We start from the raw sequence: 22,185 nt of genomic DNA on the forward strand, positions 1-22,185 counted from the left end.
AAATATCCATTACATCATAACAACATCAAACTGCTCTTGTATGTACAGAGGCTCAGCCTGGATTTTAACTTGCTTACCAATAAACACTTCAAGCTCAGCAAGCGCATGAGATTCCTCGCCTTCTAACGCCTCGGCAACGGCAGCCGCCGCATAAACAACAAACTTATCGGCGTCATACGCGCGATTCACTCGTGTGATCTCTCGAAGAATTTCATAACAAACGGTTTCAACTGTCTTCACGCTACCGCGACCTTCACAAGCAGGGCAGCTAGAACACAGAATATGCTCAATACTTTCACGAGTACGTTTACGAGTCATCTCAACCAAACCAAGCTGTGTGAAGCCATTAATGTTGGTTTTCACACGGTCTTTGTCTAATGCAGCTTCTAAAGAAGTTAGTACTCGCTTACGGTGTTCTTCAGACAGCATATCAATAAAATCGATAATGATGATGCCGCCTAAATTACGAAGGCGAAGTTGACGAGCAATAGCTTGTGTCGCTTCGACGTTAGTATTGAAAATCGTCTCTTCGAGATTACGACGACCAACAAAGGCGCCAGTATTGATATCAACAGTGGTCATCGCTTCTGTTTGGTCGATAATCAGATACCCACCAGACTTCAATTCGACTTTGCGATCCAATGAACGTTGAATTTCGTTCTCGGTATCGTACATATCAAAGATAGGCTTATCACCTTCATACAACTCAAGCTTGTCTGTTAGCTCAGGTACGTATTCAGAAGTAAACTCTTTTAGGTTTTCATATTCTAGACGAGAATCGACCTGAATCTTGCTCAGCTCAGTACCGACAAAGTCACGTAAGATACGTTGGCTTAAGCACAACTCACCATACAAGCGAGTACGAGCTTTGTGCTTACCACGACGTTCTAACACCTTTAGCCATAATCGCTTCAAGAATGCGGCATCTTGCGCCAACTCATTTGAATCTGCGCCTTCTGCTGCCGTGCGGATGATGAAGCCACCGTGCTCGTCACAGTAACGAGACACGACTTTTTTTAGGCGGTTGCGTTCTGACTCACTATCAATTCTCTGAGAAACACCAACGTGGCTTGCGCCCGGCATGAATACCAGATAACGAGATGGTAATGTAATGTCAGTGGTTAGACGGGCACCTTTGGTACCAAGAGGATCTTTGACCACTTGAACGACTATATCTTGCCCTTGGCGAACAAGCTCTGAAATATCACGAACCTGAAATTGCTTCTTTTCATTCTCAGCAACACATTCAGTGTGGGGGACAATATCAGAGGCGTGCAAAAAAGCTGCTTTATCAAGGCCAATATCCACAAATGCCGCCTGCATTCCAGGCAAAACACGGCTTACACGTCCTTTGTAGATATTTCCTACGATCCCGCGTCGAGCATCTCGTTCGACATGGATCTCTTGAAGAGCTCCCCCTTCAATCATGGCCACACGAGTCTCACTCGGGGTCACGTTCAGCAACAATTCAGCACTCATGGTGCACCTCAGATTAGTAATTATAAGAATTCTTGCAGTAGCTGGTCCGTTTCAAATAAAGGTAAGCCGACAACGGCGTAATAACTACCTTCGATTCGGGTAACAAAGCGTCCGCCCAAACCTTGGATCCCATAGCTACCGGCTTTATCGCATGGCTCCCCTGTTTGCCAGTATTGTTCTATTTCTTTTTCACTGAGGGGTTTAAACCATACGTCGGTAATAATGATATCTGTCTTTTGTTTTTCTTCTGATACAACAGACACTGCAGTCATCACTTGGTGACGTTCATTCGCTAACTGAGTAAGCATACGCTTAGAGTCAGCAAGGTCTATTGGCTTCTCGAGCACTTGCCCTTGGCTTACGACGACTGTGTCAGAGCCTAGAACCACTGTTTCATAATCAAGAGAAATAGCATCAGAACTAGCAACTACAGTATCAGAACCAGAAGCAACATGCTGTTTTTCAGAAGGGTTATCTTTCAATAAAGACAACGCAGCTAAGGCTTTATCTAAAGATAGTCGCTTAACGTACTCTTCGGCGGTTTCTTGAGCGTGTTTACACTCTTCGACATCAGTTACAAGGACAGAAAACTCATAACCGAGTTGAGATAGCAATTCTTTACGGCGTGGAGAGCCGGATGCCAAAACTAAATGTTTCTTTTCCATCGTCACTCTACCTTACATGCCAATGGCGACGTACACGTCTCATTAATAAAAACATCCAAGGCCAAAGTATACAGTTTATCAATGCGCTCCATAGCGATAACGGATTGAAAACGACATCTTGGATCAAATATTCACCAAAGAATATCAGCACCTCAAACAACACTGTTAAGGCTGCAATGATTATCGCTTGCTGCCATAGCGCCATATTTCGAATCACGAGGAAGTTCATTGCAATAATGTACATTACTATTGCCAGCATCATGCCTCTAATACCGAGAGTCGAACCGATCAAAAGGTCCCACAATAAGCCCAGCACTAGAGCACTACCAACGTTAACTCTGTAAGGTAACGCTAAAACCCAATAGCAGGTAACCAGTAATAACCAAGATGGCCTGAATAGGTCTAAACTACCCGGCCAAGGGATCGTTTGTAGAATAAGTGCTATCAAAAATGAGCAGCCAATTACTACTTTGCTTCTTAAAACGCTATTGGCCATTTTCACCTTCTAACAATGCTTGTTCGATACTGGATTGTTCTGCTTGCATCTGTTTATTTTCATCAGGCCACACAAGCAACAAGTATCTGAGCTTATCAAACTCAACTACAGGTTCTGCTTTAATAACGGCGAACTCACGCTTTGGGTCATAATCAACAGCAGTCACATAAGCGACTGGGTAACCCTCAGGATATACACCACCAAGTCCAGATGTCACCAGCAGATCTTCTTCTTGTATGTCAGTACTGGTTGGAATGTGCTCTAACTGGATCTCATCAATCATGCCATTACCAGAAGCAATAACACGTATATCGTTACGAATAACCTGAACAGGAATTGCGTTATTTGCATCAGTCAGTAGCAAAACACGACTATTATGAGCAGCAACAAAAGTGACTTGACCAACAATGCCTTTTTCATTGATCACAGGCTGACCTTCGTACACCCCATCAATCTGACCTTTGTCGAGCACGACTTGGTGACGGTAGGGTGAAGTATCAACGGCCATAACTTCTGTGACGACTTTCTTTTCATCACGGATAAACGGAGAGCCTAATAGCTTACGAAGGCGCTTGTTTTCCTCTTGATATTGCTCAAGCAGAATCAGCTCGCTCTTCAGGCGCAAGACTTCTCGTTTAATAGTATGGTTGGATTCAATTAGCCCTTTGCGAGTACTAAAACGGTCGTATACGCCATCAAACATGGTGCGAGGCAAATTAGCGGCATACTGAATTGGCGCAACCATGCTGTTTAATAGATAGCGGACATTTGAGAATGCATCTAAACGACTATCAGCCAGCATAAGGCTGGCTGATAATGTTACAGCAAAAAACAGGCGCAATTGTAGAGAGGGACCTCTACCAAAAATTGGCTTCATTCTATATTTGGTCCTAGAGCGACATTTGATCCTATAGACAAGGTCTTAGGCTCTTTACATAAAACTAGATAAGAAAAGAGCCTAACACTAGATACTATTCTTCGCTGAAAAGATCACCGCCGTGCATGTCGATCATCTCTAGAGCTTTACCACCGCCTAGAGCAACACACGTTAATGGCTCTTCCGCCACAACAACAGGGATACCCGTTTCTTCAGTTAGCAGACGATCAAGGTCTTTAAGCAGTGCACCACCACCTGTCAGTACCATACCGTTTTCTGAGATATCAGAAGCAAGCTCTGGTGGACACTGTTCAAGTGCAACCATGACTGCAGATACGATGCCAGATAAAGGTTCTTGAAGCGCTTCAAGGATTTCATTTGAGTTCAGACTAAAGCTACGAGGAACACCTTCAGCAAGGTTACGACCACGTACTTCAATCTCATCGACTTCATCGCCTGGGTAAGCAGAACCGATTTCGTGTTTGATCTTTTCGGCTGTTGCTTCACCGATCAAGCTGCCGTAGTTACGACGAACGTAGTTGATGATAGCTTCATCAAAACGGTCACCACCGATACGTACAGAAGACGAGTAAACCACACCGTTTAGTGAGATAACGGCAACTTCCGTCGTACCACCACCGATATCAACAACCATTGAACCTGTTGGCTCAGATACACGTAGGCCTGCACCAATCGCAGCAGCCATAGGCTCATCGATTAGGTAAACTTCACGAGCACCAGCACCCAGTGCTGATTCACGGATTGCACGGCGCTCAACTTGCGTTGAACCACAAGGAACACAAACCAATACGCGAGGGCTTGGTTTAAGAACACTGTTATCATGCACTTGCTTAATGAAGTGCTGAAGCATTTTTTCCGTTACGTAAAAGTCAGCAATTACGCCATCTTTCATTGGACGGATTGCTGAGATATTACCAGGCGTACGGCCAAGCATTTGCTTAGCAGCGTGACCAACCGCAGCGACACTCTTTGCAGAACCCGCACGATCTTGGCGGATAGCTACAACTGAAGGCTCATCAAGAACAATGCCTTGGCCTTTTACATATATAAGGGTATTGGCAGTACCTAAATCAATCGATAGGTCGTTTGAAAACATGCCACGAAGCTTTTTAAACATATTCTTCGCTCATCCTGCAAGAATTAGAAGACAAAAATTGCACTAAATGTACCAATGCCTTGCTGTCACGGCAAGGCATTGAAGTATAAACATGGACTGAAACCCACAATTTCTTACAGATTCCTAACTTAACAGCCAAAAAATCATATTATTGCTGACCTATTAAGCCACTTTCACCTCGGTAGATCACACGATCGTTCCCGCGATGGATACCAAAGGTGACTACTGTTGATGGGTTTTCTTCATCAATACCATCTTGGTCCCAATCAAACATTAGCCAAGGCATATTATTATTTATGGAGTCAAGCTGTTGCCAAATTTGCACTTGCTCCCTAGTTACAGCATTAGGGGCTTGCTGTGCTGTAAAGTTGTTCGACACTCCATTATTCACATCAGCAGCTCCCGTTAATGTCGCCGTAGTCGCTCCCCCAACAGGCCATATAACCGTAGGGTTTCCATCCATTTCAGCATCGATATCAGTGAAACTATCAAATACATTGTTAATAAAAGCACCGTTTGTCCAATACTGAACTTGAAGAGGAACGGTAATCGAACTACCTTCAACCCCACCTACATCACTCAAATTCACACGACCAAAAACCACATTGGGTTGGCTATCAGGCAGTCGTTGTGTTGTCATGCCTGAAGGATCGGTTGGTTGTGTTTTGAATTGCACAGGATCTGAAAGTGTTGCTGTAAAAATATTCAAAGAGACATCTCGAATTGGCCCCCCATCAAAATTAAAAGGACCATCAGGCGAAAAGTCAGCCTGCTTCTGCCATGATATATCGTTGTTATTGATCGCCCCTCGACTACCTCGATAAGTTAAATTCAAGCGATTACCGTTGAGTAAACGCCCTTCATCTAACTCAAAAAAAGCTTGCTGAATAGTGTTAAAACTTCCGTAATTCTGAGTTTCGTTCCCCAACGCACTGTAAGCCTCAACGTCAACGGAGACATTATCAAACTCTTGATTCATGTAAGCAAAAGCTTGCCCTGCAGGGTTTCCCCACACATTATTCAACGTATTAAAGTAATCAGGATAAAAGCGGCCAATGACTTGGTGATCTTTTTGTATATCACGACCAAGATAAATAGCACTACTAATAAACTCGATAGCGCCAACTTCGCTCCAAGTATGAACGAGAGTATTCAGTACTTGGTTGGTACTAAATGAAGGAATCACATTAGGAGTCACAGCCCCTGGTTGGGGGTTTAATGATGGAGCTGGGTAAACCACCTTAAAATCTAAATCTAAGGGACCACTATCAAGTGAATAATTACTTGTCACTGGGTAGGCACACTCATCAGTGATGCCTAATGCTGAATCTGGATGAATGATTGGTTTATAGTCAACAATGAAATCTGTTCCTGCTGATATAAAGCCACCTCCTGTTTCCCCACCAGCAGGGTTAAACGAAGATCCTGAACGAACATTACATATTGCTATTTTCCAAGGGCGAGCCTTCAAGGTAATTTGACCTTTCAACGTACCGCCATCGCTAGGGCAGTTCGCGACTGTCGGGGGTTGAGTTGAACACCTAAAGCTCTTATCTTCAAGTGTGACAACTAACTCGCCTGAGTTATCAAATTGAATAGCAACATCCTCAACCACCCCTTTAGAGAAGTTAAAATCGCCACTGCCAAGGCTACCGCCACCACTTCCGGGCTTTTGAAGCACGTATCCAAGATCGTTCACATCTAACTTTTCCGCATAATTCATCACAATCGGCGTTGGTGATGCATTATTACTACAAGCCAAGACTCGAACATCAATATCTTCTGCTTTTCCGGCAATGACCTCTAGCGGCTGATTGTTCCATGTAGAACTAGCACTCGGCTTAATATCAAACCGATAAGGTACAAAGCTAATGTCTTTTTGGTCTTGGATAGTCGTTCCATTAACTGATGCAGTCGCAAGCACATCACCGTATTTATTACCACTTCGACCATCAATATCAAAAACAAACCTCTTGTTTTGGCTATCAAAAGAGCCACCGCTAAAAGTTACCTCAGGTGCACTTATAGATACCGTCTCCCCATTGACATCGCTCATTGGCTGACTGTTTTCATCATAAGGCACGACATACACCTCAGCCTTGTCATCACAAGTTAAGTGATAGTTGTTTGGTTTGATCTCTATATATTTTATCGTTGGGCTAGGAGGCGTGTAACATCCTGCTATTGACTTAGCCCTTATGAAGCTAGTGTCTGACGACCTAAATGAAACTCTAGGAGCGGTAATTGCTCCTGTCATTTGAAAACGAGCGACACCATTAATATCGAAACCAGCACTGATAGCCTCTGGCGATACATACACATTCGCATTCAAACGGATATCAGAACCACCTAAAGGCCAAAAAGATGAAAAACGGCCATGACCAATAAACGTAAAGTCATTGTGATCATAGCTAGAATCACTCTGCTCATCTATTCCTGCATTAATATATATACGACTTTTATGAGACAAATTTATATGGTTGTAGTGAATAACAACTGGACCATCACCTTTAACCTTAATGTAAGAATCGTTATGATTAAAATTGATGGTGTCAATCCAATACTCTCCAGCGGGAAAAACAACTGTGCTCGTATTTGCGCTAAAAGATAATGAAGTATAATTAAATTGAGTCGCCTCAGTCGTCTGATTATTGCCAGCCGCTATCAACACACCACCCGAAGGGTTAAAAGCAGTAGTATCCGGAACACCTAACGGAAATAAGTTCTTAGCCGAACTCACCGTACAACTTCCGCCACTATTCTGCCCGTTTTTATAAACACAAGCTCCAAGACCAGACACTCTAGAAGAAGTAAAACCTAATGCTTCTGATTTGGAAATTTGATCGAGATAGATATTATTTCCAGTACCACTTCCTGAAGATATATCCAGTTGTCCATCCCATGGAGTCCATTCTCCGGGATTTGCGCCTGGCAAATAACGGTTTGATTGCAACATTTCAGGAAAGTAATCACATTTTTGAATAGGGGGTTTTGGCCTTACTTCTTCAAATGCAAAGAACCCAACTCTTTCATATGTCTGATGCGAGCGATTTGAAGCGTCTTCTTCTAGCATAAATGTAAAATAATCCGGATTCGATAGTTCACATAACCTCAACCACCCTCCATCCGATCCACTTCGAGTTTGCTTTTGAATAATCACACCAAAGTCTTGGAACGACTGGCCATGGAACACCTGATTATCAATACAAGACTGCGCTAATGAAGCGCTTTGATTGTATGAACTACTGGGTTTATTAAAAACAAAACGAATACCATCTGAAGTTTGCCCAGAAAACTCAGGTGCCGCCATATACCCTACAGTTCTGCGTCTATAGCTTGTAGGCGTAGGTACATTTTGCCGGCCAAATTCTAAGGCCAGCCGAAAATTCGAGGTTCCAACATTTTTATGTGCAGTAGTTACCCAAAAATCCTTACCGCTATCGGGCTGAACTTGAGAAAAGACAATAGGAGCCGCAGAGAAACGTTGAGAGTAAGTTTCCCGTTTCCAACCCTCCCCATTTGTATTTCCTGCCGTTTGGAAGTGATTCAGCTCAACTTTACTTACACGTATTATTTTCCCTGGCTGAGATTCATCTAATATTACGTCCCCAACCTCTGCTGCAAAATAATAGATCGGATCCATTAAGTTAGTATCCGAGCTTAAAGGGAAGCGTTGTTTAACTTCGACCCGATCTTTAGTCACAGATGTGACGAACATTGCCGATGGATTATCATTTAGATTATAAGAAGACATTAATATAACGACAGGCGTCGTTTTAAAATCTTCTTCAAAATCAAAGCTACACGTATACCCATTACAAGAGCTAGCGTCTACCTCTCCAAATTCAAATAACGGTTTATAACGTGGTACCAATGGCTGGCAATCTTTTTCCGTTATACAGTATTGGGAACTGCTAGTGAAACTATCACCAATCAGTGTAATGGTAACAAATGGGTCGAATTTATCAGCGCCAGTGGCATAAGATAAATCAAAGTTATTAATAACTTTTTTCTGGGTACCATCTACTGAGTAGGTTAATTTCCCACTTATCCATCTAGCGTTATAATTAGAAGTACGCTCAAACTTAACCTGAAATTGTCGAAGGACGTCATCATCTTCATAATCATCGTCAAAGATTTGCTGATAGTACCCATCAAAATCATCATCATCTGTCCATAACGGGAAATATTGGCTATTCGCTAATCGAATTCGATTCGACCCGTCAGACTCAAGAGAAAAGGTGATACAAAAACCATTGCGAGCATCTACAGAAGAGCCATTGGTTAGACAAGTGGAAGCATACGAAAACGATGATGTGCTGAGAGAAAACAACAAAGCCAATGATAAAAATAGTACTCTCATTATCTCACCCACACATCTTGACTACGCTGCATTACATTTACACCCGTTCCGCACATTGCGACTGCTCTTACTGTATATAACTGAGAATTATCGACAAGTTGACCACCGGTTGGTGAGCACGTTATTTGAACATCTGCACATGTAATTGTAGTTGCGAAGTTCATAGTGGATGCGTCCAAGTTTGTACACTCTGTAGCCACATCAAATGGAACCGTTGTGTTGGCTCTAGGTGGATATATCTGCATTAAGGCTTGCTCAATTGCCGAATGAGCTAAAAGTGCGGCTTGAGTACCAATCACATCTTTTGTATGTGCGTCATGATTGGACCACTCTATGCGATTTAAGGTTGTCGCCAGAAAACCCATCACCACCAAGACAAAGATGACGACAATATACAGGCTTCCGACTTGTCTTTTTTTAAGGAACATTGATCACCTGTATGTCTTGTTGGAAATTGGTAAGCTCATCCCCGACTTGGTTTCTAAATTCAAACTCAAGATGGACGATACCATTACGCTGAACATTTGCGGGTTGATAGTCTAAATCCCCAGTCACTCCCGTATCCGAAATTGGGATTAATGCGCCATTTCCTTCACTTCTCCATACTCGGCCATTCACAATGCAATAGTTTACGCGGCCATTAGGATTGTAAATATAATGTCGATTTGAAACCGAATTACCCACAAGGTTTACAGACTCATTAGCAAGCAAGAAAGTATTATTCGTTGCAGTTACAGTAGCTAAGGGGAAAATATTATTGGTCGGCGCCGCCTCTGTAGGGTTTATCACTAAAGATAATGGGGTTAGCGCAGCTGTCGTCAGTGTATTATCAGCCGTAACAAATTGAATATCATCGCCCGACACCGCATAAATCCCAGAGGTAACGATAGGGAAAAATGAAACACAGCGAGCTCCCGGGACGACAGCATTCTGATTGAACATATTCGGTACAGCATGACGCACTTCACGAGTGATTTTTTCCAAGACAAACTTTGCTTGAGTTTGTAAACGCTGCCTATCTACGGTGTCCACATAGCCACGCGCACCCAATTCAACAAACCCAGCAATGCCTACAACTAAAATGCTACCAACAATCATGGTGATAATCATTTCAATAAGAGTGAAACCTTGCCTTCTCATTAGTAATTCCCTCGATAGGCATCCAGCACGATAGGAGGATAATTTGAGGCCGAGATCGTGAGGTTGATTCTTTTTAGTTGATCGACAATTTGGTACGTCACATCAACATCTAGTCGGTAGTTGTTGTAGGTTGTTGCGCCATTCTCGCCCAATAATAGATTAAGGTCTCGACACCCGTTAATTGCACCGGGCTCCCAACAACCATCATAGTCATCGACATCATTGTATAGAGCAATATCAGCCTCTTCTGGGCCAAAGTTAGCCTCAGCAGTGCAATTAACACCGGCAGCAGCTCCCTCACCGCACCTAAGTTCTCCGCCATCAAAGTCACTATTCTCATCGAACCCTCGAGCAAGAATCATCGACATCACACTCTGCCCCAACGCGGCTGAACGGGTTTGATAATGAGGATCACCAGATCGGCTAATCTGAGGTGCTAAAAAATTTATGATGGTCATCATGGCAAGCCCCATAACCACGATCACAACGACACTTTCAATTAATGTGAAACCACGTTCTTTTGCAGGTGATCTATGAATGGTGTTCATGAGCACACCCCATTTTCGACATAACCTTGCGAGTTAATATCCACACGGCAGGTGTTCACATTTGAAGTGATAGTAATCACCACACCGGCAGCAACGTCAACGACAACGCCTGCAGGTGTTTCACCTGTTGTAGGGTTGCCTAATAAATCAAAGTTAACTAGAGATAGGGGACTGGCAGGTGCGGTATTCGATGCCGCCGTTAAAGTGACCCCGTTGAGCATAACCCAATCACTACGCGCTTGGTTTTGCGCGGTACAGCTAACTTCGGAACCGACACAATTCCCAACGATAGCGAGAATAAAATTGCTCTCTCCAACGACGGCCCCAAGGTCCACATTGGATTGCATACGATTGATTTGAACCTGGCGGACAACAGAAGTTACTTGCTCTTGAGCAGCAAAGGCAGAAAAGCTATCCCTTCCAGAAAGACGGCTAGCAGCGTAGGCAGAGACAATCGCAATCAACAAGATCACAATGATTAGCTCAACCAAAGTGAAGCCTAGTTGCTGAAGCCCGATGTTTCTGTATGTTCTATTGAATTGATTCACCGAAATCCAATCCGCTAAATATTTGATAATTTAAAAATTAAGTGTAACTCAGGGAAGGGAGGTTGTCTTTGTCGCTTAACTGAATTTCAGATAGAAAAAAGGCCAGCTATGCTGGCCTTTTAAGATAACTATTAATTAACAACCGTTGGTAACAGCAACAGTGAACGCAGGTGTCGTTGCATCATCCGCCTCAGCGTACAAAACAAAGCAACCCGTACCAGCTTCTGTTGTGAAGTTGTAAGTAAAACCATTCGTCGCAGCATTAACATCTGAGCCAGCAAAAGAGTACGCTACAACATCAAACGTAGGTGCTGTTGGTGTTGTCGTTATATTGACCTCAACCCAATCTCCACCAGGTAGACCTTCCACGGCTTCTTCAATACCACTATTGAGAACACCAATGTCAGCAGATGTCGGGTAACCGAAGTTAGTTGCAATATTATCTGTTGTTTGAGGAGTCGTTGCCGCATCGGCTGTTTTTCCACGCAATTCAATACCATCGACAGCTGCACGGCCATAAACGATCCCGGTCGCACCAGCCATTGCGCCACGAAGGCCTTGCATCGATGACGTACGAGCATCGCCTTGTAAGTTTAAGAAACGAGGTGCTGCAGTAACTGCAAGAATACCTAGAATAACAATTACCACCACTAGTTCTATTAGGGTGAAACCGCTTTGTTTTTTCATAGTCTTTTCTCTCTATGTATATTTAACGCAGGTTTACTGCAGTGTTACGGTCACACGACCAGTTCTAATCTCGTAAACGAATTGATGCTGAGTACCGCCTTCCAATTGAATGTAAGTGCAGTAGTCATTGCTATTATCCGCTTGCGCTGAATATTTATAATTCGAACCATTAGCCACATTGGTTAATGTTCCAACCTTAGGAGGGTTCTGAAGTAGATTTTCCATTAAATCGACACACGAAGCATCAGTCACATCATTAGACGGAGCTGAAGCTGAATTTGTGTTTATAGACCATGGGTAGCCGTCTCTAAAATTAGTACTTCCATTGCTACTTGTTGATCTAGTTAGCCAAAAATCAACACCATCGTAATTTACAGTATTGTATGTTTCAACACCAATTCTTTCTGATGGACGAGCTTCTGCTTCCCATTGCGCTCTTGCTGAAAGCACTCCTGTTGCAAAACCACCCGCAACACCTTCAATACTGGCTTTCTTGGCTTCGTCTGTCACATCTAAGAAACGAGGTAAAGCAGCAACGGCTAATAAACCCACGACGACAATCACTATGACCAACTCGACTAGGGAGAAACCCTTTTGATTTTTAAGCACTTTCTACCTACTCATCTAATTGCTAATGCGCATTATACATTTGAATATGTATAAAACCATAAAAACAGCGTCAATACGTTCACAAGGCCAATATATTGACTTTGACACTAAATCTTTCTTTTTTTAGTAATATATCTATCTGATACTTATCACTATAATGATATCGGCAATGAAAACGAATGTTATCACTTTTGTCTTCAATACTTGGAGAGCTGAGACCTAAAATACGCCCCTTAGGATATAATTGCTCCAACCAATAACCGCAATTTCGAGTCGAGTCTTTAATTGGCATAACCCACCCAGTTCTGCTGTAAGTCTTTGCCGGTTTCGAATCATTCTTTTGCTCCACACCAGATAACAAATACTGTTGTTTGAACAAATTAGCTTGCTCAAGAATTCGCTTACTTGCAACTATCAATGCCGTGTTCATTGCTTCTTCTTCTACTGTTCTCCATACAGAAAGCAATCCCATAACGAGAAAAAGAATAACCGCAACCCAAATAACAAAACGTGAGCGCTGTAGGTTATTCAGCATCCTCTAACCTTTGATTGCATCCAGCATTCCCCACATCGGCAAGAAAATACCCAGAGCTAAAATCAACACCATTCCCGCAACGATGGTCAACAGAATAGGTTCAATTCTAGCGGTTAACGTTTTTAGATCGTAATCAACCTCTCGATCATAAAAATCCGCAACTTCGAGCAGCAATTCATCAATACGACCCGTTTCTTCACCCACAGAAATCATTTGTATCACGAGTGGTGTGAAAATTTCGCTGTTAATCGCGGTTGAAGAGACTGTGCTGCCCGCTTCTATTGCCGATTTCATGCCTTGAACACGAAGTTCTAAAAAACGATTGTCCAGAGCTTCAGCCGATAGCGATAACGATTGGTTAAGTGGTACGCCAGCTTTTAGCATCAAAGCAAAAGTACGTGAGAAGCGCGACAATAGAGCTCGATTGACCACTCCACCAATCACTGGCATTTTTAAGCGCAGCCGATCCCACTTTTCCCACCCTTTATCTGTCTTAACCCATGCTTTAAAAGCAAAAATAAGACCAAAGATTAACCCAAGCATTAACCCCCAGTAATTAACAAAAAACTCAGACATTCCCATTAATATACGGGTTGGAAGCGGCAAGTTGACGCCAAAACGCGAGAACATACTTGAAAACTGAGGAATCACAAATATATTCAAGACAAACATAGCGATTGTAATAAAAGTAATTACGAACGTTGGGTAACGCATTGCCGTTTTAATTCGCTTTCGAGTTTCAACCTCTTGTTCGTAGTATCCTGCTAGTTGTAACAATGCCTGATCTAAACGACCTGTATTCTCACCAACACTGATCATCGATACAAACAATGGACTAAATACCTTAGAGTGCATTTGCATCGATGCCGCTAATCCACGACCATTTGTAAGCTCAGCGACCACTTCTTCAAGTGCTACTTTCAGTTGCTTATTTTCACAATGCTGAGTTAACCCTTTCATCGATCTTAATAGTGGAACGCCCGCCTTAGTTAAGCTATACAACTGTCGGCAAAACAGAACCAACACCTCTAAAGGCACATTCGGGGAGAACAGACTGGATACATCCATATCCAGGATTGAACCGCCACTTTTTCCAAGTTGAATCGAAGTTGGAATGATCCCTTTACTCATCAAGCTGTCAGCAGCAAGATCTTCGTTATTCGCATCCAATTGGCCAGTCACTTGACTGCCGTCAGAACTGCGACCTACATAACGATAAGTTGGCATATCACTCTACCCCTACAGATAAATTGGATCAGTGGCACCAGAAGCATCGCCTTCGCCAAGGTTCATGACCTCATCGAAGCTCACAACACCCTGCATGGCCAATTCCATCGCAGAAGCTAACAGCGGTTTGTAGTTTTCAGACTGCCTTGCCGTTTGAGCAAAACCAACGGCATCATTGGCTCTAAGCGCATCCATCATAGGCTGATCGAGCTCCAACATTTCAAACACACCAACACGACCACTGTAGCCTGTCAAATTACAATTTTGACAACCACGCCCTTTCATAAATGGCGTACCTAGCTGGTTTGGGAAACGAACACTCAACCATTGCTTACGCGCTTCATCCAGCTCATCATCAACTTTGCAATCAGTACATACCTTACGAACTAACCGCTGTGCGACCACGGCTCGAACAGCACTTGCTACCAGATACCCCGGAGCCCCCATGTCCATCATACGCAATGCACTGTCTACTGCATCGTTGGTATGCAGAGTACTTAACACTAAGTGACCAGTAAGTGCCGCTCTCAAACCAATTTCAACGGTTTCATGATCTCGCATCTCACCAATAAGAATGATATCCGGGTCCTGACGTAGGAAGGTTCTCAAAATCGTTGAGAAGTTGAGGTTAATCTTAGGGTTTACCTGAACCTGATTCACACGAGGAAGACGGTATTCTACAGGGTCTTCAGCGGTAATGATCTTTTTACCCGGTTCGTTTAATTCACTTAGCGCACCGTATAGAGTGGTTGTTTTACCTGAGCCCGTAGGCCCGGTAACGAGGATCATGCCATGTGGGCGGCGTAATTGATGACGAAGACGAACGAGCAAATCACTCGGAATGCCAGACAACTCCAATTTACGTAGGCCTGCGGATTGATTTAGCAAACGCATAACCACTGACTCACCGTGCTGTACTGGCATAGTCGACATACGAATATCAACCGATTGACCTTTAACACGAATATTAAAGCGACCATCTTGAGGCAGTCGTTTCTCTGAAATGTCGAGGTTAGCCATCAACTTCAAGCGCAAAACCAGTGCAGAAGCAATATTCACTTCATTCAACAACGTTTCATGCAGAACACCATCAATACGCTGGCGCAAACGTAATACGTTTGAATCTGGTTCAATATGAATATCAGATGCACCAACTTGAATAGCATCTTCAAACAGCGAGTTTACTAGCTTGACGACTGTAACTTCGTCGCTGTCTTCTTCTGCGATATCAAAATCAAAGGCTTCATTAACTTTATGCTCAGCATGAAGCTGCTCAGCAAATGAGGCAATCTCTTTGGTTCTTCGGTAATAACGGTCGAAACCATCAACTAATTGCCTCTCTTGGGCGACGACAAATTCGAGTGCGTAGTCGCCTAATTGGCTAAGCAATGATTCTTGGGCAAACAGATCGGCAGGATCACTCATTGCAACACGTAATGTGTCACCTTGACGCCCAATGACCAAAGCACGAAGGCGGCGAGCATGAACCTCAGGTAAAAGCTGCACAGCTTCGACGTCAACATTAGCTCGGCTAATATCAATAAGAGGAATAGCAAGCTGTTGCGACAAGAAACTGAGCATTTGCTGCTCTGATAAAAAGCCAAGCTCGATCAGTGCATCACCAAGCTTACGGCCTGTCCTTTTTTGAGCGGCCAGAGCTTGTTCAACTTGATCTTCAGTAATGATGCCCTCTTCTACGAGCAAATCACCGAGCCTTTTTCTTAATCTAATTTGCATCGCTACTCTCCTCTAAAGCATTGAGTATTTTTAAACGATCACGTACAAAGCCTTGCGACTGAGATGAGATCCCAACTCTAACCAATGCTCCTTGGTATGATTGCTTTGCAGCCGTGAAATCAAGTTGACGCTCTTGTTGAATCGCTAAACCTAACCACCAGCGAGCATTATCTGAATCGACCTCAGTCAATTTTTGGTAACTCTCTAGTGCGATTTCTTCTTGTTGAGACTTTTGACTTAATGCTGCACGCATTGCTAAGTAATCTTGAGTTGGACTAGGCGATAAATGTATTAATGGGCTCAAAGCGGCTTCTGCCTGATTGGCTTTCACGAGTAACTTCGATAAACCTAAGCGTAGTTTTTCACTGTTGATATTAAGTTTGATGCCCGACTGAAATAACTCATAGGCTTTTCGCGTGTCACCTTTCCCAAAATAGAGGATAGCGAGTTTCTGGCGCACGTCTTCATTTCGAGGAGTATAACGCAAAGCTTCAGTGTAACCTTTCAAAGCACCTGTAAGATCATTGGCATCCAGTGCTTTTTGAGCTCGCCCTTGTGCATTCACTGATAACTGCTCAGGCGTCAATTCCACCTGCTCAATCAACATTCCACTGTTTTCTGAATCGCCAGACGTTTCAGGCTGATTAGATACTGGTGCGAGATCTTTTTTAGCCACGCTAGCAACAAGCATTGGCTTTGCTACTTTTGCTTTCGGTGTGCCTTGAGATTTAGGGTTTACTTGAGGCTTTGTAGCTAAAGGAGTTGATACTATGACTGAATCAGATTTAGCTTGAGCACTTTTTAGTATTGCCGTGTTGGGAGCCGAAAGGTTCGCTGAATCTAGCGTCACTAACTTCTTAGTCGGCGAGGACACAGGTTGAGTAATGGCCGCTTCAGGACTACCCTCTGAATTGCCTTCTGAAGTATCAATAACGGAAACTTGTATATCTCGAGTTGATATTGAGTTATCGACAGCAGGGCCTTGCGATATCGCCCAGCCCCCCATGGCTAAGCTCAGTGTAAAACCTGCGACTACCCAAACCAATGGAGAACGCGTTTTAACCTTAGGAACTACAGCAGCTTCAATTGAAGTCGCTGATTTTTTCTTTGCCAATTCAGACAAGGCGCTGTTAATGACGCTCATAATTAATTCCAACCCCACAGTATTGGCGTTTTAAATTTAGGCTTACATACATCGTATGTTTCATGCATAGCTGAAAACAGGTGCTGATTATCGACACTTCTCTTATCTTCACTAAACGAAAGCAAAAGAGCTTTATGACACAGTTGATTTATCAATCTTGGAATGCCTAACGACGAACGACAAATGGCTTTTTTTTGATTCAAGCTGAACAACTCGGTGTTACCACCTGATTTAGCGATCCGGTTATCAATGTAAGCTACCGTTTCATCGAGAGTCAGTGGCCTCAGTGTCGAACTAAATGTGATTCTTTGACGAAATTGCCTTAGATGATAAGCCTCTAATCGAGCATCCAATTCCGGCTGCCCTAATAGAACAATTTGCAGCAGCTTTTTATCTTCAGTTTCAAGGTTACCGAACAACCTTAATGTTTCGAGAGCTTCATCCGACAACGCTTGAGCCTCATCGAGAATCGCCACAACTCTTAAACCTGAGTTATGTAACTCAATGAGTTTATGTTGAATGTTATCAACTAAGGTGGCTTCGTTATCGATAGTCAAACCCAGCTCTTTAGCCACGGCTTGGCGTAAATCCGCGCCGGAGAGCACCGGATTTGGCAAGTAAATAAGGGCGGCACTATCTTTGAGCTGATTGACCAACATCCGGCACACCATGGTTTTTCCGGTGCCTACCTCTCCGGTCACTTTTATCACGCCCTCACCCATTTCTAACGCCGACATTACCGTTTGAATTGCTTCAAAGTGAGGCACTAAACCATAAAAGAAATCGGTATTCGGCGTTAAGGTAAACGGTAACTGTTCAAAACTAAAGTGAGCTTGATACATAAGATGATCCAGCTTAGTCAATGACGACCAATCTACATTGAGACGATGAGCAATTATTCTTCATCAGGGAACCATTGCTGAAGAAGGTCACGAGAACGCTCCAACTCAGTTTGCCAAGTGTTCACACCCACAATCGTTGGTTTCAATAGAATCACTAACTCTGTTTTTTGAGTCAACTGACTGGTATTGCGGAATAAATGACCTAACGCTGGAATATCACCAAGAAATGGAACTTTTGAGGTCATGTCACTGGTATTTGATTTCATCAATCCACCAATAACAACAACATCACCATCCTGTGCTCGAATCACTGAGTCCGACTCACGAATCGAACTTTTTGCCAAAGGCAGCTTCACAATGCCTGTTGTTGACCCTAGGTTGAGCTCTTTCACTTCCTCTTCCACCTCAATAACGGCAGGGTGAACATGTAAAAACACATTACCTTTATCATCGATCTGCGGCGTCACATCCAACGAAATACCAGAGAAGAATGGGGTTAACTCAACTTCAGGGGCCACATTCGCGTTATCCCCACTCCCCACTGAACTTGATAATTCAGTCACATAGTATTCGTCAGTACCCACTTTAATAACCGCTTTCTGGTTATTAGCTGCTGTCACTCTTGGGCTAGATAACACATTCAAGTCACCCTGTGTGTCCATGAAGCTCAAGACGGCTTCAAAACTACCTCCAGAGACAACAAGATTAGATTGACCACCTAAAGCCGCACCGATTGGATCCATGCCTGGTAATGTACCAGGGATGATCGTACCAGCCGCATTTTTAACAATTGAGCCCATACCGACCGTGTAGTTAGTTCCGTTCGACGAAAACATCCTGGTCCAGTTAATACCCTGCTGATAGCCATCACTCAACGTCACTTCCATGATCTTTGCTTCCAAGATAACTTGGCGCTGCAGGCGTTTCTGAGAAATACCAAGGAACTCACGAACCTCACGAATTTCATCCGGGTAAGCTCGCACCGTAATCACACTTGCTTGCGGCGTAACTACTACACTTTGCCCATCACCAGAACCAATTAAGTGGGCGACAGCTACTTCAAGCTGCGGCCAAAAATCACTTTCAGAGATCGTTTCGATCTCTGTACCGCCGTTCGATGTAGAGCTCGACGAATCAGATGAATTGGACGAATCAGACTTAGAACTAGAATTAGAAGAACCCGATGGCTTAGAGTCTGAATTTGTAATTGTTCCTGTGGTAATCGTTGTCAAAGAACGACCTGAGCGCTTTACTTGCAAGTAATCGACAGGAATCGTGACTGTACGCAAACCAGCTGGATAAATTTGAATCACCTTGCCACGCTTTTCAATATCGTAACCATACATATCCTGAGCAACAGCCAGTACTTCATCTAACGTCACGTCTGTTAGATTTAGAGTGAGTTTTCCAGCAACGCTTGGATGAATCGCGGCACTGTACTCTGTACCTTTCACTAGGCTTGCAAAAAAGGTTCTCGCTTCAACGCCTTTTGCTTGAATACGAAAGCGCTTGACGGTTTCCACATTCGGAGACATAGAGTCCGAACTTAGCTGAGGCATAAGGTCATCTTGTACCGACGAAGGTAAGTTATGAAGTGCTTTGCTATTCGCTTCATTAATAGATTCGTTTAAAGACTCTTTTATCTCAACAGGGTCTCTATGCCCCATCGAACAGCCGACTAAAGATGACACTAGAATTGCTACTACAAGTTTACGCATGTCTTCACTCTAACCTTAATTATTCTTAACATCTAAAGAGAACATCTCTAATTTCCACTGCTTAGAGCTTCTCTGCAGAGTGACGTACTCTGGATCAATGTTCTTAACTCGGTACCCTCTGATCGTTTCTCCTTGTTCGAGAATCTGACCATTCATAATCGCATAACAAGGTGTATCGCCCTTGCAAACAATGCTCTCTAGAGACGGTAAACGATATTGAACTGGCACCTTTTTAGCTGATGCTGATTTCTGCAGGGGCGAAAGCCAACCTAATGGCGCAGTTGGGTCTTGTTCTGCCCATACCACTGAACTACCAAACAGCAAAGATAACACTAGAGTTCTAACCACCGATAAACTCCTGTCTGGTACCTAGGGTGTAAACCTCGAACACAAGTCGAGCTTTGGGATATTCTTCTACTGAATACTCAAACGTGCGCCAATAATAGCTCACAGGAAGTGACTCAAGTGCTTGAAGATAAATTGAAATATCGAAGTAGCTACCCGTCAACTCCATTCTAACAGGATGGAGAAAGTACTTTGAATTGTCACTGTTCTCTTGATTGTCCGAAATAGCTTCTGGTTGTAACGATTCTAAAGACTCAAGCTTCAGTCCATTACCTGCATTAAGAACGCTCTCTAATAACTGCGCCATTTGAGAAGGCGTAACCAACCTATCAACGATTTCAGCGAGCTCAAATGATAGCTCTTGGCTCTCAACCAATAGTTTTTTTAACTCAAGATCAATTTCTTTATCTGGGTCTTTGTTCAACTTGGCTTGTAGAACAAGTAATTCACCTTGTTGTTTCTGATTTGACTGCGTAAGGCTCATCGACTTCACATTCTTTTCTTGTAAATCAAGATATGCAGGTTCAATCAATAAGGTAAATACAAGCATGGATAAGCCCACTAGACCACACACGAAAAGTAGCCATTTCTCTCTCAGGCTTAATGCAAGGAACTTATCGCTAAGCTGGTTCCACAGTTGCATTATTCACTCTCCCTATGAGTACTTAACTCAAACGTCACCACATCTTGCTCATTACGACCTATCTTTATCTTTTCAAAGGTGCGCCCGACTAAATTAAGTTCATTTTTAAACTGACCAATCCAGTTTGGAACAACATTAGCGTCACGAGCCAAACCGCGAAGCTCTAGGGTCTCGTGAGTCATGTAGATATGCGAAAGCGAAATATCATTTCGCCCTAATTTAGCGAAGGAATTCATAACACCAGAATACCCGACTTGCTGGGATTCATCGTATTGACCGACCGCCTTCAAAGCCTCTTTATTCGCTTGTATCTCACTAGTGAGACGAGCAACCGCAGCTACTTTCACTGGAGACGGTTTATGTTGAACCAACTTACTATTTAATTGGTTAACTTCTTGGTTAAGCTGATTCAAGTCATATTGTAAAGCTGCTAGCTCTTCATCCAAACTCGATGCTTGATACTGCATTACACAATAACTGCCAAGCAACAAGGTACACACAAGCCCCCAAACCATAACCACATTCACTAGAGTGAAATACTCTTTTTTAGGCTTAAGGTGCTCAGGGTAGAGATTAACGTTAAAAATATTCTTTTCAGCCGCGAGCATAACTAACCACTTCTCTGAATTTTCGCGTTCACCTTCAACAAGCAAAGAAACGGTCGAACTCAATGTGCTATTTAACACACTCTGTAATTCAGCTTCATCTTCATCATCACAGCATATTTTTAACTGATGAAGTTGAGTGCCTTTAATTTGAGAAGACAGGTAATCAATCGATCGTTGGAGTTCTAAAGCTAGACCATCCAACTGCAATGCACTTGATGCGGTACCAGTTAAGGGGGGGGCAACACTGCGGATTGTTCTTTGGAAGCAAACCGTGTTCTCAACAAATGCACCAAGCTTAAAATGTGAGTTGGGGCTGCGTTGTAACAGAATGAAATTAGAGAGCTCACCAGCACTGTAGCCCCAAACTTCATCTTCGGGAGCAATACCTTTAAGATCAACTTGTGCTGAATTAGTAATGCTTACAAGCTTGTCCAATAGCTTTTTAGGCAAAACATACACTTGTAGCTTATTCGAGGTCGGTAGCGCTACCGCACTCGCTGTAATATCAGCCACCCTTTCAGAGATCAGATCTTTCAATAGAAAAGGCAATGCAACCGACCATTCACTCTGTGGAATGTCCGGTTTATCAATTTGATAGGTTTGGTAGTAGTTCGCACATACAATTAGCTGAAGGCTATCACTAGTAAGCGACTCACTGCTCAACAATTTTTTCAGCGCACTTTCCCAGTCACCGTTAACCACAGGGAAACTGGTGACTTGAGGTTTTGACTCAGTCGATGAAATATAAACGGTATCATTACCCAAAAGGACAATTTGAGAACTACCGTTATTATTCGTTGGCTTTATTTTGTCTAAAATCGCTTTAAAATTCATGC

Annotated in this window: 21 protein-coding genes; all 21 read right to left on the bottom strand. The window is 43.1% G+C overall.

The genetic code is table 11. The annotated features are described in order from the left end of the window. Window positions 1–9: 9 nt before the first annotated feature. On the bottom strand, window positions 10–1,479 hold the full coding sequence (gene rng, locus ACED60_RS20535; RefSeq protein WP_009847846.1) for a ribonuclease G: 1,470 nt from the start codon (window positions 1,477–1,479) through the stop codon (window positions 10–12). 20 nt (window positions 1,480–1,499) lie between these two features. After that, window positions 1,500–2,144, bottom strand: coding sequence for a nucleoside triphosphate pyrophosphatase (locus ACED60_RS20540; protein WP_371728341.1), 645 nt, complete (start codon window positions 2,142–2,144; stop codon window positions 1,500–1,502). Between the two features lie 7 nt (window positions 2,145–2,151). Then, a complete protein-coding gene (gene mreD, locus ACED60_RS20545; protein ID WP_135382239.1) occupies window positions 2,152–2,640 on the bottom strand; it encodes a rod shape-determining protein MreD in 489 nt (162 codons plus the stop codon). Beyond that, the gene (gene mreC / locus ACED60_RS20550; RefSeq protein ID WP_371728342.1) at window positions 2,630–3,517 is read right to left on the bottom strand and encodes a rod shape-determining protein MreC; all 888 of its coding nucleotides are present in this window, start codon (window positions 3,515–3,517) and stop codon (window positions 2,630–2,632) included. The genes mreD and mreC overlap by 11 nt, the downstream gene beginning before the upstream one ends. A gap of 94 nt (window positions 3,518–3,611) precedes the next feature. Then, window positions 3,612–4,655, bottom strand: coding sequence for a rod shape-determining protein (locus ACED60_RS20555; protein WP_009847850.1), 1,044 nt, complete (start codon window positions 4,653–4,655; stop codon window positions 3,612–3,614). Between the two features lie 148 nt (window positions 4,656–4,803). Then, on the bottom strand, window positions 4,804–9,018 hold the full coding sequence (locus ACED60_RS20560; protein WP_371728343.1) for a DUF6701 domain-containing protein: 4,215 nt from the start codon (window positions 9,016–9,018) through the stop codon (window positions 4,804–4,806). Next, complete coding sequence (locus ACED60_RS20565) at window positions 9,018–9,446, bottom strand: MSHA biogenesis protein MshP (RefSeq protein ID WP_371728344.1); 429 nt, start codon at window positions 9,444–9,446, stop codon at window positions 9,018–9,020. Before ACED60_RS20565 ends, ACED60_RS20560 begins: the two co-directional genes overlap by 1 nt. After that, window positions 9,436–10,158, bottom strand: coding sequence for a PilW family protein (locus ACED60_RS20570; RefSeq protein ID WP_371728345.1), 723 nt, complete (start codon window positions 10,156–10,158; stop codon window positions 9,436–9,438). Before ACED60_RS20570 ends, ACED60_RS20565 begins: the two co-directional genes overlap by 11 nt. After that, on the bottom strand, window positions 10,158–10,706 hold the full coding sequence (locus ACED60_RS20575; RefSeq protein ID WP_371728346.1) for a prepilin-type N-terminal cleavage/methylation domain-containing protein: 549 nt from the start codon (window positions 10,704–10,706) through the stop codon (window positions 10,158–10,160). The genes ACED60_RS20570 and ACED60_RS20575 overlap by 1 nt, the downstream gene beginning before the upstream one ends. Continuing rightward, the gene (locus ACED60_RS20580) at window positions 10,703–11,254 is read right to left on the bottom strand and encodes a prepilin-type N-terminal cleavage/methylation domain-containing protein (protein WP_371728347.1); all 552 of its coding nucleotides are present in this window, start codon (window positions 11,252–11,254) and stop codon (window positions 10,703–10,705) included. Before ACED60_RS20580 ends, ACED60_RS20575 begins: the two co-directional genes overlap by 4 nt. A 135-nt stretch (window positions 11,255–11,389) precedes the next feature. Then, the gene (locus ACED60_RS20585) at window positions 11,390–11,941 is read right to left on the bottom strand and encodes a type II secretion system protein (RefSeq protein ID WP_371728348.1); all 552 of its coding nucleotides are present in this window, start codon (window positions 11,939–11,941) and stop codon (window positions 11,390–11,392) included. 33 nt (window positions 11,942–11,974) lie between these two features. After that, the gene (locus ACED60_RS20590; protein WP_009847857.1) at window positions 11,975–12,550 is read right to left on the bottom strand and encodes a prepilin-type N-terminal cleavage/methylation domain-containing protein; all 576 of its coding nucleotides are present in this window, start codon (window positions 12,548–12,550) and stop codon (window positions 11,975–11,977) included. A 79-nt stretch (window positions 12,551–12,629) separates the two neighbouring features. Further along, the gene (locus tag ACED60_RS20595; protein ID WP_371728349.1) at window positions 12,630–13,085 is read right to left on the bottom strand and encodes an MSHA biogenesis protein MshF; all 456 of its coding nucleotides are present in this window, start codon (window positions 13,083–13,085) and stop codon (window positions 12,630–12,632) included. A gap of 3 nt (window positions 13,086–13,088) precedes the next feature. Then, window positions 13,089–14,312 (bottom strand): type II secretion system F family protein, encoded by a 1,224-nt coding sequence (locus tag ACED60_RS20600; protein WP_371728350.1) that lies wholly within the window; start codon window positions 14,310–14,312, stop codon window positions 13,089–13,091. Between the two features lie 12 nt (window positions 14,313–14,324). Continuing rightward, window positions 14,325–16,049 carry a GspE/PulE family protein gene (locus tag ACED60_RS20605; protein ID WP_371695776.1) on the bottom strand — a complete coding sequence of 575 codons (1,725 nt, stop codon included), beginning with the start codon at window positions 16,047–16,049 and terminating at the stop codon, window positions 14,325–14,327. Continuing rightward, window positions 16,039–17,193: a tetratricopeptide repeat protein gene (locus tag ACED60_RS20610; RefSeq protein ID WP_371728351.1), complete on the bottom strand. Its 1,155-nt coding sequence runs from the start codon at window positions 17,191–17,193 to the stop codon at window positions 16,039–16,041. Before ACED60_RS20610 ends, ACED60_RS20605 begins: the two co-directional genes overlap by 11 nt. 2 nt (window positions 17,194–17,195) lie before the next feature. After that, complete coding sequence (locus ACED60_RS20615) at window positions 17,196–18,035, bottom strand: ExeA family protein (protein ID WP_371728352.1); 840 nt, start codon at window positions 18,033–18,035, stop codon at window positions 17,196–17,198. Between the two features lie 53 nt (window positions 18,036–18,088). Then, window positions 18,089–19,753, bottom strand: coding sequence for a pilus (MSHA type) biogenesis protein MshL (gene mshL, locus ACED60_RS20620; RefSeq protein ID WP_371728353.1), 1,665 nt, complete (start codon window positions 19,751–19,753; stop codon window positions 18,089–18,091). A gap of 15 nt (window positions 19,754–19,768) precedes the next feature. After that, complete coding sequence (locus tag ACED60_RS20625; protein ID WP_371728354.1) at window positions 19,769–20,101, bottom strand: MSHA biogenesis protein MshK; 333 nt, start codon at window positions 20,099–20,101, stop codon at window positions 19,769–19,771. Continuing rightward, window positions 20,094–20,741, bottom strand: coding sequence for a type 4a pilus biogenesis protein PilO (gene pilO, locus ACED60_RS20630; RefSeq protein WP_009847865.1), 648 nt, complete (start codon window positions 20,739–20,741; stop codon window positions 20,094–20,096). Before pilO ends, ACED60_RS20625 begins: the two co-directional genes overlap by 8 nt. Next, entirely contained in the window at window positions 20,741–22,183 is a 1,443-nt protein-coding gene (locus tag ACED60_RS20635) for an MSHA biogenesis protein MshI (protein WP_371728355.1), read from the bottom strand. Before ACED60_RS20635 ends, pilO begins: the two co-directional genes overlap by 1 nt. Between the last annotated feature and the right edge of the window lie 2 nt (window positions 22,184–22,185).

Source organism: Vibrio sp. 1F279 (assembly GCF_041439815.1).
GTDB classification, from domain to species: domain Bacteria; phylum Pseudomonadota; class Gammaproteobacteria; order Enterobacterales; family Vibrionaceae; genus Vibrio; species Vibrio tasmaniensis_A.

What these genes read in the sequence shown, in the direction of transcription:
- pilO (WP_009847865.1), bottom strand. Translation starts at nt 20,741, where the DNA reads ATGCAACTGTGGAACCAGCTTAGCGATAAGTTCCTTGCATTAAGCCTG.
- ACED60_RS20600 (WP_371728350.1), bottom strand. Translation starts at nt 14,312, where the DNA reads ATGCCAACTTATCGTTATGTAGGTCGCAGTTCTGACGGCAGTCAAGTG.
- ACED60_RS20585 (WP_371728348.1), bottom strand. Translation starts at nt 11,941, where the DNA reads ATGAAAAAACAAAGCGGTTTCACCCTAATAGAACTAGTGGTGGTAATT.
- mreD (WP_135382239.1), bottom strand. Translation starts at nt 2,640, where the DNA reads ATGGCCAATAGCGTTTTAAGAAGCAAAGTAGTAATTGGCTGCTCATTT.
- rng (WP_009847846.1), bottom strand. Translation starts at nt 1,479, where the DNA reads ATGAGTGCTGAATTGTTGCTGAACGTGACCCCGAGTGAGACTCGTGTG.
- ACED60_RS20615 (WP_371728352.1), bottom strand. Translation starts at nt 18,035, where the DNA reads ATGTATCAAGCTCACTTTAGTTTTGAACAGTTACCGTTTACCTTAACG.
- ACED60_RS20555 (WP_009847850.1), bottom strand. Translation starts at nt 4,655, where the DNA reads ATGTTTAAAAAGCTTCGTGGCATGTTTTCAAACGACCTATCGATTGAT.
- mshL (WP_371728353.1), bottom strand. Translation starts at nt 19,753, where the DNA reads ATGCGTAAACTTGTAGTAGCAATTCTAGTGTCATCTTTAGTCGGCTGT.
- ACED60_RS20575 (WP_371728346.1), bottom strand. Translation starts at nt 10,706, where the DNA reads ATGAACACCATTCATAGATCACCTGCAAAAGAACGTGGTTTCACATTA.
- ACED60_RS20540 (WP_371728341.1), bottom strand. Translation starts at nt 2,144, where the DNA reads ATGGAAAAGAAACATTTAGTTTTGGCATCCGGCTCTCCACGCCGTAAA.
- ACED60_RS20595 (WP_371728349.1), bottom strand. Translation starts at nt 13,085, where the DNA reads ATGCTGAATAACCTACAGCGCTCACGTTTTGTTATTTGGGTTGCGGTT.
- ACED60_RS20560 (WP_371728343.1), bottom strand. Translation starts at nt 9,018, where the DNA reads ATGAGAGTACTATTTTTATCATTGGCTTTGTTGTTTTCTCTCAGCACA.
- ACED60_RS20570 (WP_371728345.1), bottom strand. Translation starts at nt 10,158, where the DNA reads ATGAGAAGGCAAGGTTTCACTCTTATTGAAATGATTATCACCATGATT.
- ACED60_RS20605 (WP_371695776.1), bottom strand. Translation starts at nt 16,049, where the DNA reads ATGCAAATTAGATTAAGAAAAAGGCTCGGTGATTTGCTCGTAGAAGAG.
- ACED60_RS20565 (WP_371728344.1), bottom strand. Translation starts at nt 9,446, where the DNA reads ATGTTCCTTAAAAAAAGACAAGTCGGAAGCCTGTATATTGTCGTCATC.
- ACED60_RS20635 (WP_371728355.1), bottom strand. Translation starts at nt 22,183, where the DNA reads ATGAATTTTAAAGCGATTTTAGACAAAATAAAGCCAACGAATAATAAC.
- ACED60_RS20610 (WP_371728351.1), bottom strand. Translation starts at nt 17,193, where the DNA reads ATGAGCGTCATTAACAGCGCCTTGTCTGAATTGGCAAAGAAAAAATCA.
- mreC (WP_371728342.1), bottom strand. Translation starts at nt 3,517, where the DNA reads ATGAAGCCAATTTTTGGTAGAGGTCCCTCTCTACAATTGCGCCTGTTT.